The 11,504-nt window shown below is 61.6% G+C and carries 12 protein-coding genes and 4 tRNA genes; 11 read left to right on the plus strand and 5 right to left on the minus strand.

Annotated elements, in window-relative coordinates:
• The first annotated feature begins 105 nt into the window (after positions 1 to 105).
• Positions 106 to 414, plus strand: coding sequence for a hypothetical protein (locus DWZ01_RS04855; protein ID WP_147332626.1), 309 nt, complete (start codon positions 106 to 108; stop codon positions 412 to 414).
• 274 nt (positions 415 to 688) lie between these two features.
• Here the strand turns inward: DWZ01_RS04855 and DWZ01_RS04860 are convergent, their stop codons facing one another.
• The 5 genes from DWZ01_RS04860 to DWZ01_RS04875 form a co-directional block, all read right to left on the minus strand.
• Positions 689 to 2,647 carry a type IV secretory system conjugative DNA transfer family protein gene (locus DWZ01_RS04860; RefSeq protein ID WP_158556997.1) on the minus strand — a complete coding sequence of 653 codons (1,959 nt, stop codon included), beginning with the start codon at positions 2,645 to 2,647 and terminating at the stop codon, positions 689 to 691.
• Complete coding sequence (locus DWZ01_RS10715) at positions 2,644 to 3,999, minus strand: relaxase MobL (RefSeq protein WP_158556998.1); 1,356 nt, start codon at positions 3,997 to 3,999, stop codon at positions 2,644 to 2,646. Before DWZ01_RS10715 ends, DWZ01_RS04860 begins: the two co-directional genes overlap by 4 nt.
• Positions 3,992 to 4,453: a hypothetical protein gene (locus DWZ01_RS04865; RefSeq protein ID WP_117848280.1), complete on the minus strand. Its 462-nt coding sequence runs from the start codon at positions 4,451 to 4,453 to the stop codon at positions 3,992 to 3,994. Before DWZ01_RS04865 ends, DWZ01_RS10715 begins: the two co-directional genes overlap by 8 nt.
• 53 nt (positions 4,454 to 4,506) lie before the next feature.
• Positions 4,507 to 4,749 carry a helix-turn-helix domain-containing protein gene (locus DWZ01_RS04870; RefSeq protein WP_022093903.1) on the minus strand — a complete coding sequence of 81 codons (243 nt, stop codon included), beginning with the start codon at positions 4,747 to 4,749 and terminating at the stop codon, positions 4,507 to 4,509.
• 195 nt (positions 4,750 to 4,944) lie between these two features.
• A complete protein-coding gene (locus DWZ01_RS04875) occupies positions 4,945 to 6,150 on the minus strand; it encodes a tyrosine-type recombinase/integrase (protein ID WP_117848281.1) in 1,206 nt (401 codons plus the stop codon).
• 932 nt (positions 6,151 to 7,082) lie between these two features.
• Here DWZ01_RS04875 and DWZ01_RS04880 point away from each other — a divergent pair.
• The 10 genes from DWZ01_RS04880 (at position 7,083) to rplA (ending at position 11,464) form a co-directional block, all read left to right on the plus strand.
• Positions 7,083 to 7,164 (plus strand) — tRNA-Tyr (locus DWZ01_RS04880).
• Between the two features lie 10 nt (positions 7,165 to 7,174).
• Positions 7,175 to 7,250 (plus strand) — tRNA-Thr (locus DWZ01_RS04885).
• A 3-nt stretch (positions 7,251 to 7,253) separates the two neighbouring features.
• Positions 7,254 to 7,330 (plus strand) — tRNA-Met (locus DWZ01_RS04890).
• Positions 7,331 to 7,426: 96 nt separating this feature from the next.
• On the plus strand, positions 7,427 to 8,617 hold the full coding sequence (gene tuf / locus DWZ01_RS04895; RefSeq protein WP_035137538.1) for an elongation factor Tu: 1,191 nt from the start codon (positions 7,427 to 7,429) through the stop codon (positions 8,615 to 8,617).
• Positions 8,618 to 8,896: 279 nt separating this feature from the next.
• Positions 8,897 to 9,046 carry a 50S ribosomal protein L33 gene (gene rpmG / locus DWZ01_RS04900; protein WP_022093895.1) on the plus strand — a complete coding sequence of 50 codons (150 nt, stop codon included), beginning with the start codon at positions 8,897 to 8,899 and terminating at the stop codon, positions 9,044 to 9,046.
• Between the two features lie 13 nt (positions 9,047 to 9,059).
• Positions 9,060 to 9,135, plus strand: a tRNA-Trp gene (locus DWZ01_RS04905).
• Between the two features lie 76 nt (positions 9,136 to 9,211).
• A complete protein-coding gene (secE, locus tag DWZ01_RS04910; RefSeq protein ID WP_035137537.1) occupies positions 9,212 to 9,550 on the plus strand; it encodes a preprotein translocase subunit SecE in 339 nt (112 codons plus the stop codon).
• A gap of 3 nt (positions 9,551 to 9,553) precedes the next feature.
• Positions 9,554 to 10,090: a transcription termination/antitermination protein NusG gene (gene nusG / locus DWZ01_RS04915; protein WP_099432095.1), complete on the plus strand. Its 537-nt coding sequence runs from the start codon at positions 9,554 to 9,556 to the stop codon at positions 10,088 to 10,090.
• A gap of 120 nt (positions 10,091 to 10,210) precedes the next feature.
• Positions 10,211 to 10,639, plus strand: a complete 429-nt coding sequence (gene rplK, locus DWZ01_RS04920; protein ID WP_022093893.1) for a 50S ribosomal protein L11 — start codon at positions 10,211 to 10,213, stop codon at positions 10,637 to 10,639.
• Positions 10,640 to 10,756: 117 nt separating this feature from the next.
• On the plus strand, positions 10,757 to 11,464 hold the full coding sequence (gene rplA / locus DWZ01_RS04925; protein ID WP_022093892.1) for a 50S ribosomal protein L1: 708 nt from the start codon (positions 10,757 to 10,759) through the stop codon (positions 11,462 to 11,464).
• Positions 11,465 to 11,504: the final 40 nt, after the last annotated feature.

Raw genomic sequence — 11,504 nt, forward strand, 5'->3', positions numbered from 1 at the left:
GCATTCGGCGAGATGCGTTTGCGAAAGTGGTTAATTTTAGATTAGCGCTAACAACTCGTGGCCGCCGGCATACTCCGGATGGTCGGCCGCTCGGCTGCGTCCGGGATGGCCCGCTACCCGCTGGCCACGGTCGCCGGGCACGCCCTCGACGGCATGGGCGGCCTGACCGAGACCCTCGAGGAGGCGCTCGGCTCGACGGTCGTCGTCGAGTACGAGTCAGGCGGCGACGGCGGCGCGTTCGAGGCGGGGACCGCGCCGGCGGGCTCGGCCGAGCTCGAGCGCCTCATCGCCGCCGCGAGGTCCGAGGCTGATGCGTTGGCAACCGCCGGCGGATGGGCGGCCGTCCGGGTCGGTTTCGGGGATGCCGAGACCATCGACTGTGAGACGGGCCGGACGGTCTACGTCGCGGGGTGAAATAGGAGGAGAGCGCAAGCGCGGTCCGGATGGGCCGCGCTTTTCTTTTCCCGGGGATGCGGAACTCCCGCCGCCCAAGTGCCTTGGACGGTGGGAGCAGGATAAGGGCGCACTACGGGCGCCCGGGATTTTGCGGTGCAACTCGGCGGGCCGAGTTCGTTTCCGCTGGCAGCATTGCCGGTCAAGCCGGAAAGGCGACGGCGGCCCTCCGTCATACGCGCCCCGAGCGCCGTATGACGGAGGGCCGTTTGCGCGGGCAGGGCCGTATGACGCGTCAGAACCCGTCGGGCGCCGCGGACACCTTGCGCTTCCTGCCGCCGGACGGCGACCCCTTGGGCTTTTTCGGTTTCTCCGGGATACGCCAGACCGGTGCCGGGGCGTCATTGCGGACCTCCCCCTCGAGCGCCCGCGCGAGCAGCGCGCCCTCGGCCTCCGGCGACGTCATGCCCAGCAGCGGCCCCAAGAACGTCTCGGTGATGTCGCGGCTGGCGAGCGCCATCGGTCCCTCCGCGTCGATCACGAGCGCGCCGTTCTCGCGCGCGCTCCAGGCCATGAGCTCCGACGGGGTGATCAACGGACGGCGCGCCACGGAGAACGACTTGCCGGACGAGGAGCTCTGCGTCCCCTTGGTTGAGCTCTGCCCGGTCGTCTTGACACTGTAGTCGCCGAGTCGCTTGCTGATCTCCTCCGCCTCGCCGACGGACTCTACCGAGAGGACGACCTGGGTGCCGAGCAGCGCCAGCAGCGCGTCCGACTCTGCCCTGGAGTAGCCGCACCGCGCCTCGAGCAGATGGGTGTTCTGGAGCACGAAGACGACGTGCAGCCCGATGCTGCGGACCTCCGCGAGATCGCCGAGGAGGCGGGGGATCTTGGGGATCCCGGACCCCTCGTCGATGGCGAGCAGGGTCTCCGCCGGCAGCCTGCCGCCGGACAGGCGCGCGGTCTCGCGCAGCGCCGACAGCGCCTGCGAGAAGATGCACGAGACGAGCGCGCCGCGGTCGCCCCTGTCCGTCGCGCTGGCGATGTAGAGGATGGTCGGCTTGCGCCCGACCGATGCGAGGTCGACCTCGCCGTCCCAGAGCATGCGGCTGACGTCGTCGTCGCAGAAGGACATGAGGTAGTTGCGCGCGGTGGAGACGAGGGCCTCGCCTCCGCCGCCGTTCGACGAGGCGACGAGGAGGAACTGGCGCGCCGGGTTTCCCGCCGGCAGGTCCGCGGCGAGCTCCTCCAGCGACTTGACCGCGCTCTTCCCGTCGCGGGGCTCCAGGAGCGCGAGCACGGTCGAGAGGTTCCGCGCGCCGTCGGGGATCCGCCCGTCCGTAATCGCGAGCAGGCAGAGGCCGGTCAGCAGGTTGCGGCTGGCGTCCGTGAAGAACCTCTGGCCAGAGGAGAAGGCGTCGGGCACGATGGCGGACGACAGCTCGCGGAGCTCGGCCACGGCACCGGCGACGCTCTCGGTCCCGAGTGCCGCGATGGCGCGGTCGAGGGGGTTGAACCTCGCCGACTTGACGGGCTCGTCGAGCCGGATGGCGACGACCTCCATCCCGGTCCTCCTGGCGAGCGGCTCGGTCCATGCGCGGATCTCGGACTTCGGGTCGTGGACGATGACGGACGTCGGGATCCCGTGGGCGTTGCGGTCGATCGCCGCGGCCACGCTGACGGCAAGAGATCTCCTCGTCTTGCCTGCGCCGCTGCCCGCCCTTATGAGGCAGTGGACGGCGGGGACCATCGCGATCCCGCCACCGATGCAGCCGGCCGCCACGAGCCCCTCCGCGGCGGCCTTCCCGTCCCAGGGAGGGCAGCGCCTCGCGACCCTGGACGGCCTCGACTCGAGCCAGGCGTCCCCGTGCGTGCGTGTGGGCGCGCGGTCGCCGGCGAACGTCCCGTCGTGGAGACTCGCCCATGAGCGGGCCCAAGAAACGAGGCCGAGGATGAGGACGGCTGCCGCGACGAGGGCGAGGGCCGCGAGCATCTCTCCCATCTCGCCCGACGCCGCCGCGTCGGCGGCCGCTTCGAGGGGGTTGCTGAAGACGTGGGCGGGCTCGGGGCCCGGGTCGCCCGCGGGCAGCCGCAGTAGGGCGGAGAGGCCCGAGATGAGGGATACGGTCCACCATCTGGCGTAGGCCCAGGCGCTGACGGTCGCGACGCAGGCGACGCCGGCGGCGATGCCGTGGCCCGCGAGCGTGCTGATGAGCTCCCTTTTCATGTTGCGGTTGAAGGATTTCGGTTTCATCTCGTGATCGTCCTCTCTATCCTGTTCGCTATCTTCACTGCGGGGACGTTCGTTTGCCTGGTGCCGCCGGAGGCGAGGATCCTCAGGGCCGCGGCGATGAGCCGCAGCGCCTTCTCGCCGGCCTCGTCCCCCATGTCGCGCCCCCCGGCGTCCCGTGCGGTCTCCCTGGCGACCAGTGCCGCCATCGCGGCTGCCCGCCCGAGGGCCGGACCGGGCGACGGCGCATGCCTGAAGGCCCGGTCTGCCGTGGGACATCCCCTGAGGTCTGCCGGCTCGAGGGTCCTGCCGTGCGCGACCTTTCGCGTGAGCCTTTCGAGGCGCGCCTTCGGGATGCAGGCTCGGGCTTCGGTGGCGAACCCGGCCTCCCTCCGCCTATCCGTCGCCGGGCCGGCTGCCGGGGCGGCGCGTCGCGCCGGTATTTGTTCGCGAATCGGCGTTCTGTCCGGGACCATGACTCGCAGTGCCGCGTTCTCGCACCGGAGGCCGAGGCCGGCGGCCGCCTTGCGGGTGTAGACGTCCCGCGCCTCTCCGGTCAGGCACTTGAGGTCGGCGCACCTCTCGACCGCCTTCCTGTGGCGGTCCAGCGCGCCGGCGAGCTCGGGGGAGTCAGATGCCGCCCGGTCGAGGGCCTCCCTCAGCGCGGCGGAGACCTCCGGGTGGAAACGCCTGAGGTGGGCGGCCTCGATCCTTCCGTCCGGCGGCAGCTCGATATCGAAACGGTTCCGGTCGATGCGGGCGACGGCGTCCAGCGCGGCCTCCCTCGCGAGGTCGCGCTCGATGTAGGCCTCCCGCAGCAGCGGCGCCATTGCCTTCGAGGAGATCTCGAGCCGCGCCGCCTCCATCTTCCCCTTGGGCAACAGGGAGTCCCAGCCGCCCTCGCGGTCGACCGTGAGGATGTGGACGTGGTGGCTCGTGCCGTTGACGTGCATCGCCGCGTAGAACTCCACGCGGCTCTCGGGCACACCGGTCATCTCGGAGAAGAGCCGCGGCCACTCGGAGCGTACCAGGGCCTGCCACGCGTCCAGGCGGTCGAGGCCGGCGCCGGGGGCGATTTCGTTCGGGACCGTGACGACGGTGGTGAGCACCGCGCCGCCGTTTTGGGCGATGGCGCGCCTGGCCTCCGCCACGGGGACCGGGCCGTCCGCGCCCCAGAGGCCGCCGGTCGAGCCGGTCCTGTTCGCGGCGTAGGCGGCCAGGCCGTCCACGCCGAGCCTCCTGCCGTCGGCCTCGCTGACCTCGATGACGACTCCGCGGCGTGTGCCGGCGTATGCCGCCAGGCCCGCGGCGGACGCCCTCGCGGACGTCCCCGCGCGGACGACGGAGTGGTTGACGATGACGGGCGGGCTAGCCATCGGCGCGCTCGCGCGCGTGGAGCTTCACCTCGTCGATGCGGCCGAGGCCTGCGCGGCTGAGCTCGCCGGCCTGCGCGAGGTAGTTCTTCCAGATGTCCGCGACGGGGACGTCGTCGAGCGAGGCGTAGGAGGCCTTGAGGACGTCGGCCGACATGAGGCCGGCCATGATGGCGGCGGTCATGGGCCGCGAGAGGACCGCGGCGATGCGGTCCTCGGCGGCGTCGAGCTTGCGCTCGATGTCGAGTGTGGCGACGTCCATCCGCGCGTCGACGACGCCGCGTATGAAGCCCGCGACCTCGTTGCCGTAGAGGTCGAGCTCCTCCGCGGCGAGCGCCGAGCACAGGAGCGACCGGATCACATCGCTGACGTTGGACTTGTCGAGCTCGGCCCGCGTCTTGAGGGCGGTATAGAGCCTTGAATCGAGCTTCACGCTGACTGTTTTAGTTCCGACCATAGGGCCTCCTTATAACAAAGAGGGGCCTCTCGGACCCCATGTAATGGTCGTTTTTAATTGATGTTGGTTGACGGGCATTCAGTTCGGTCGATAGTGACTCCGATATAGCTGAGCACGCTGTCGCGGTTGATTCGCCATAACTTGCCGCACTTCACGGCTTTGAACGTCCCGTTCTGGCAGAGGCGGTAGACAGAGCGATCGCTGATGCCGAGCAGGTACGCGACCGGCAGCGGATCGACGATATCCGGCATACTGCGGAAGTCGTCGACTCCGATACGCTTTTCTTTGAATTTCATTTCGGTCTCCTTTCTGGAATTTGCCGATTTCTCTTATTTCGCAGTCTGACACGCCGCTGCCGGCATTCGTCAAAGTACGGGCAGGGCGGACGCTATGGACAAAAAAGACGTTGAAGGGTCGAGGCAACAAGAAAAGGCCCGGTTAAAGCCGGGCCTCCGAGCCACTGTTGACTTCTTTGCTTGCGACGAAGCAAATCACTCTTTATATAAGCGTCCAAGAGTTCTCATAGCCGATGCGGTGGCTACTGGGTCGGCGCTGGCGTATCTGTCGAGTGTCATCGACGCCTTCGAGTGCCCCATGAGGCTTGCGAGAGTCCTCGGGTCGATTCCGTTGGAAACGGCGTACGTTGCAAAACTGTGCCTGAGGTCGTGGAAGGTGACGGTGTTCTTGTTCAAGACACCATGGAGCTTCAAGGCCTTTGCCAGGGCCCGCCAAGCGTCGTTGATCCTGGGCGGTTTCAAGAAGGAGCCGTCCGGAAAGCCGAGGACAAACAGTTCGTCGCTGAACTCAACGCCCAGATTCGCGCATTCGGACTTCATGTCGGCCTCGCGCTTCGCAAGGTCTTTCATAAGGTCTTTCGGGCAGTTGGGGATAGCGCGCCGGCTGCTAATGCTCTTGGGGCCCTTGATATAGAATTCGTTATCTGTGTGCCCAATCGCGGCCTCGACTCGGATCGTTGCGGATTTAAAGTCCACGTTTTTCCATTTCAGGGCGCAAAGCTCGCCGCGCCGCAATCCCGTGTAGAGCGCTATCTTGGCTGCAAGCATCGCTGGGATATCTATGGAGGCGTTCAGAGTGTTCAAGACCCTGGTTCGCTCTTTGGTTGTAAGCGAATTCGGTAGACCGTAGTTCGCGTCTTCATTTTTGGGGACTTTTGCCCAAGAGGCCACGTTTTCGTCAATCCATTTCTTTCGCATTCCATATTTGAGCGAGCCTCGTAACAACCGTAGGGAATTGCAGGCGGTGGACCGTGCGTGGGTTGTGGCGATCGCCGTTATCCATTCCTGAACATCCTCTTCCGTAAGGTCTTCCAATGGGACATCACCGAGATACGGTTCGATATTCCGGCGGAGCATGCCGTGGTATCCGGTCGCCGTGGAGCGCGCGACGTCCGCGCACTCGATATCGATATAGCATGTCACGAGCTTTGAAACGGTGATACCAAGCCCCTTGGGTTTAGCTGCTTCTGCGGTGGCCTTCTCATTGAGAGATGCGCGGATGGATTCGGCCTCGAGCATGGCGGCATCGCGATGCTTATGGCTTCTGCCTTTATCGCGCCCTCGATGTTCCAAGAGCTGAGTCTTCTTATGCCAGATGCCGTTCTCCAAATAGGGGAACTGTGCGCGCCAGCGATCGTCCTTAAACTTATAAATAGACGAGGTGGTGTATTTCTCTTCCATTGTCCCTCCGTGTGCAATCGCGTGTGCAATGAGTGTGCAATTTGACTGTTTCGGAGACGTCTCAAGTGAGACTATAAGCGGAAAACGAAAGTAAAAGGCGAGGTTACGGTCGCTATAGTCGCAGATGGACGCTATTAACCAGAATGGAAAGCGATGTAATCAGTGGGTTGCAGGTTCGATTCCTGTCACTGGCTCCATGAGAGTTTCGGGCTCTGTCTCCAATTGGGACAGGGCCCGTTTCTATTTATGTCGACATGTAAGCGGGTTTGACTCCCACCAAGCTTCAGGTTTGTCTCGATCTGTAACACGGGTGGGCTGAAAACCCTCCTTATAGTTACAGATTGAGACAATGCCAAGGGTTGGCCGATAATATCTCGATCTGTAACACGAAGAGGCTGAAACCGTTCTTACTGTTACAGAATGAGACGTAAGCTGGTGTCTCTGCGTAATATCTCGATCTGTAACAGATGGGGGAGGAATAACCCTCTTACTGTTACAGATCGAGACAAAGGCCGGACCGGTCCCAGTCATCCTGGTCGAGTGAGGATTTCCGGACATACGAGGGTGGATAATCTCCCACTTTGGACTCGAAGCCACGCCAAAAGTGGGAGATTATCCACGCTCGATTCTGTCTGGGAAGCCCCGATCTCGACCTATATATAGGTGCAAATAAGCCATTATCGAAGTTCGATCCTGAAGGTGTACTCCACTACACCAAAGTGTTACCTCGGGAAACGTCACCTCAGTATTCAAAACCACCGTCCTTCATATCCAAACTCAACAAAACCGCAGGTCACAGCTATATAGATACGCCCGGCACCGTGTATCTAGAGGTTTTCGTTGACAGCCCCCAAGGTTGCATCGTATTATCTTTTTCGTTCGCGGGGGCGGCGGTCCAAAAGACCAAAGGACCTGCGGATACTTGAACGATTGGGAGTTTGCCCGAGTGGTTAATGGGGACGGGCTGTAAACCCGTTGGCTCTGCCTACATAGGTTCGAATCCTATAGCTCCCACCCGTCAAGTGCCTGTATAGCTCAGTCGGTAGAGCACTTCGTTGGTAACGAAGAGGTCACCAGTTCAAGTCTGGTTGCAGGCTCCATCCGGCGGTGTAGCTCAGTTGGTTAGAGCACACGGTTCATACCCGTGGCGTCACTGGTTCGAATCCAGTCACCGCTACCATAGGTAACACGGTGGCTTCTCAATAGTATGTTGAGAGGCCACTATGGTATAAAGGCAAAGTCCCGTCCGGGGACGACCTGTTTAGAGGAGGGCTTTATGGCCAAAGAGAAGTTTGAGCGCACTAAGCCGCATGTTAACATCGGCACCATTGGTCACGTCGACCACGGCAAGACCACGCTGACCGCTGCCATCACCAAGGTTCTCTCCGAGACCGAGGGCTGCAAGGCTGACTTCACTGCGTTCGAGAACATCGACAAGGCTCCCGAGGAGCGCGAGCGCGGCATCACGATTTCCGTCTCCCACGTTGAGTACGAGACCGCTGCCCGTCACTACGCTCACGTTGACTGCCCGGGCCACGCTGACTACGTCAAGAACATGATCTCCGGCGCTGCTCAGATGGACGGCGCTATCCTGGTCATCGCTGCTACCGACGGCCCCATGGCTCAGACCCGCGAGCACATCCTGCTCGCCCGTCAGGTCGGCGTTCCCTACATCGTCGTCTTCCTGAACAAGTGCGACATGGTCGACGATGACGAGCTCATCGACCTCGTCGAGATGGAGACCCGTGAGCTCCTCTCCGAGTACGATTTCCCCGGCGACGACATCCCCGTCATCCGTGGCTCCGCTCTGGGCGCTCTCGAGGGCGACGCCAAGTGGATGGACGCCATTCGCGAGCTCATGAAGGCCGTCGACGAGTACATCCCGACGCCTGCTCGTAACAACGACCTCCCGTTCCTGATGGCCGTTGAGGACGTTATGACCATCTCCGGCCGTGGTACCGTTGCTACTGGCCGTGTCGAGCGCGGTGAGCTCAAGCTCAACGAGCCCGTCGAGATCGTCGGCATCAAGGATACCCAGAACACCGTCGTTACCGGTATCGAGATGTTCCGTAAGTCCATGGACTTCTGCGAGGCTGGCGACAACGTCGGTCTGCTGCTCCGCGGCATCAAGCGTGAGGACATCGAGCGCGGCCAGGTTCTCTGCAAGCCCGGTTCGGTTACCCCGCACACCAAGTTCACCGGCGAGATCTACGTTCTGACCAAGGAGGAGGGCGGCCGTCACACCCCGTTCTTCGATGGTTATCGTCCTCAGTTCTACTTCCGTACCACCGACGTTACCGGTACGGTCAAGCTCCCCGAGGGCACCGAGATGGCTATGCCTGGTGACCACATCACCATCGAGGGCGACCTCATCCACCCGATCGCCATGGAGGAGGGCCTGCGCTTCGCTATCCGCGAGGGTGGCCACACCGTCGGTTCGGGCATCGTCTCCACGATCATTGAGTAAATTAGCTCTTTGATATAGCTGACTTAGAGAACCCGGCACTTATATGGGTGCCGGGTTCTTTTCTGCAATGGATATTGAGCCGTTGCTGGTGTCGAGAGGATCGATAATGGTCCTGGATGCACCGTCGATTAGCTCTCGATGGCTTCATTGATGTGTTCCAAATATGAATGGATCCACCGAGAACCAATTGACTCGAGGTTTTCATTGACAGCACTTACGTGGAGCTGATAAAGTATCAACTCGTGCCCGTACGGGGCGGAAATGAAAGGTTCAGGATACATGCGTACTCTAGTTACTCTTGCGTGCACTGAGTGCAAGCGCCGCAACTATACGACCACCAAGAACAAGTCGACCATGCCTGATCGTATGGAGATCAAGAAGTATTGCCCCTGGTGCCGTCACCACACGCTGCACAAAGAGACTCGCTAGTCTCTAGTCACATACGCCAGTAGTTCAATTGGTAGAGCATCGGTCTCCAAAACCGAGTGTTGAGGGTTCGAGTCCTTCCTGGCGTGCCAGTCATTATTCCGTAAGCTCCCACTTGGGGGCTTACGGTTTACTCATGTATAAGCGCATTGCGCGGAGGTAACCCAAATGGCCAACAAGAAGAACAAGAAGAAGGCTCAGCAGCCGGCACCTGCCAACAAAGCTGCCGCCAACTCCAAGGTTGAGGCCAAGAAGGCCGTTGCCAAGAAGAACGAGAAGGCTGCGAAGTCCAAGAAGAACGAGAAGCCTGGTTTCTTCGCCCGCACCAAGAAGTATTTCGCTTCGGTCAAGTCCGAGATGAAGCGTGTCACGTGGCCCGATAAGAAGGAGCTCGTGAACTACTCGGTTGTTGTTTGCGCTTCTCTGATCGTCGTCGGCGTCGTCATCGCTCTGCTCGATGCTGGCTTTGGCGAGGCTCTTGCTCTGTTCTCTGGATTGAGGGGCTAAACCATGTCTAAGCGTTGGTACGTCGTTCACACTTACTCTGGATACGAGAACCGCGTTAAGTCCGATCTCGAGCATCGCATCGAGACTATGGGCATGCAGGACCGTATCTTTGATATCGAGATTCCTATGGAGCGCGTCACCGAGATTAAAGAGGGTGGCAAGCGTGAGACCAAGGATTCCAAGATCTTCCCGGGTTATGTCCTGGTCCGCATGGAGATGGATGACGATGCTTGGACGTGTGTTCGTAACACGCCTGGCGTCACCGGTTTCCTAGGCGGCAACGGCAAGCCCGCTCCGCTTTCCCGCGACGAGTACAACAAGATGACTCGTCGTCCCGGTAAGGGCGATTCGCCCAAGCGCACCTCGGTTGATATTGAGGTCGGTACGTCCGTCCGCGTCACCGATGGCCCGCTTACCGACTTTGATGGCAAGGTCTCCGAGGTTAACACCGAGGCTGGCAAGCTCAAGGTCACGCTGATGATCTTTGGCCGCGAGACGCCGGTCGAGCTCGACTTTAACCAGGTCGCTGTCATCGCTTAAGTTTTCGTCCGTTCGCGCGAGCGTGCTTCTTCTGTGACTGCTCATCTCAGGAGTGCTTCTAACACGTGCGTGCTTACGATATAGCAAGTACTTCACACTCGTGATTCGAAAGGAATGACCATGGCTGAGAAGAAGGTTGCCAACGTCATTAAGCTCCAGATTCCTGCTGGTGCAGCAAACCCCGCTCCTCCCGTCGGCCCCGCCCTGGGCGCTGCTGGCGTGAACATCATGCAGTTCTGCCAGGCCTTTAACGCCGAGACGCAGGACAAGAAGGGTGACATCATCCCCGTTGAGATCTCTGTCTACGAGGACAAGTCCTTCTCCTTCATCACCAAGACCCCGCCGGCGGCTCACCTTATCAAGAAGGAGCTGAACCTCAAGTCTGGTTCCGCTAAGCCCCAGGCTGACAAGGTTGGTCAGCTCTCCCAGGAGCAGCTCACCAAGATCGCCGAGATCAAGATGCCGGACCTCAATGCCAACGACATTGACGCCGCCAAGAAGATCATCGCCGGTACCGCCCGTTCCATGGGCGTCACCATCGCTGAGTAGCGATTTCTTATGGTAACGGCGGGTGCTCCGACCGGGGCGCCCGTTAAATGTGTGCAATAGGGCACACGATACGATGTGGGAGGGCTCACGCCCGTTTAACCACAGGAGGTAATGCACATGGCTAAGCATGGTAAGAGCTATAACGCCGCTGCCGAGAAGATCGACCGCGCCACGCTCTACACCCCCCTTCAGGCTGCCAAGCTCATCAAGGAGCTCGACACCGCCAAGTTCGACGAGACCGTCGAGGCCCACTTCCGTCTGGGCATCGATACTCGTAAGGCTGACCAGAACATCCGTGGTTCCATCTCCCTGCCTCACGGCACCGGCAAGACCGTTCGTGTTGCCGTCTTCGCCGAGGGTGAGAAGGCCCGCGAGGCCGAGGCTGCCGGCGCCGACATCATCGGTTCCGACGAGCTCGTCGCCCAGATCCAGAAGGGCGAGATCAACTTCGACGCCGCTATCGCTACGCCGAACATGATGGCCAAGGTTGGCCGCATCGGTAAGATCCTTGGTCCCCGTGGCCTCATGCCGAACCCCAAGCTCGGCACCGTGACCATGGACGTCGCCAAGATGGTCTCCGAGCTCAAGGCTGGCCGCGTTGAGTACCGCGCCGACCGCTACGGCATCTGCCACGTGCCCCTGGGCAAGAAGTCCTTCTCTGAGCAGCAGCTCGTCGAGAACTACGCTGCCCTGTACACCGAGATCCTGCGCGTCAAGCCCTCTTCTGCTAAGGGCAAGTACGTCAAGTCCATCTCCGTGTCTTCCACCATGGGCCCTGGCGTCAAGGTCGATCCCGCTGTCCAGCGTGACTTCCTGGCTGAGTAACTGCTAGTTACTGCCTGAGCAAAGCAAGCATTGCTAAAGA

The sequence above is a fragment of the Collinsella sp. AF28-5AC genome (assembly GCF_003457875.1).
GTDB lineage: Bacteria > Actinomycetota > Coriobacteriia > Coriobacteriales > Coriobacteriaceae > Collinsella.

Coding starts and splice junctions, on each gene's coding strand:
- DWZ01_RS10715 (WP_158556998.1), bottom strand. CDS start 3,999: ATGGCTAGCCCGCCCGTCATCGTCAACCACTCCGTCGTCCGCGCGGGG.
- DWZ01_RS04855 (WP_147332626.1), top strand. CDS start 106: ATGGCCCGCTACCCGCTGGCCACGGTCGCCGGGCACGCCCTCGACGGC.
- nusG (WP_099432095.1), top strand. CDS start 9,554: ATGTCTAAGCGTTGGTACGTCGTTCACACTTACTCTGGATACGAGAAC.
- DWZ01_RS04875 (WP_117848281.1), bottom strand. CDS start 6,150: ATGGAAGAGAAATACACCACCTCGTCTATTTATAAGTTTAAGGACGAT.
- DWZ01_RS04865 (WP_117848280.1), bottom strand. CDS start 4,453: ATGGTCGGAACTAAAACAGTCAGCGTGAAGCTCGATTCAAGGCTCTAT.
- DWZ01_RS04860 (WP_158556997.1), bottom strand. CDS start 2,647: ATGAAACCGAAATCCTTCAACCGCAACATGAAAAGGGAGCTCATCAGC.
- tuf (WP_035137538.1), top strand. CDS start 7,427: ATGGCCAAAGAGAAGTTTGAGCGCACTAAGCCGCATGTTAACATCGGC.
- rplA (WP_022093892.1), top strand. CDS start 10,757: ATGGCTAAGCATGGTAAGAGCTATAACGCCGCTGCCGAGAAGATCGAC.
- rpmG (WP_022093895.1), top strand. CDS start 8,897: ATGCGTACTCTAGTTACTCTTGCGTGCACTGAGTGCAAGCGCCGCAAC.
- DWZ01_RS04870 (WP_022093903.1), bottom strand. CDS start 4,749: ATGAAATTCAAAGAAAAGCGTATCGGAGTCGACGACTTCCGCAGTATG.
- rplK (WP_022093893.1), top strand. CDS start 10,211: ATGGCTGAGAAGAAGGTTGCCAACGTCATTAAGCTCCAGATTCCTGCT.
- secE (WP_035137537.1), top strand. CDS start 9,212: ATGGCCAACAAGAAGAACAAGAAGAAGGCTCAGCAGCCGGCACCTGCC.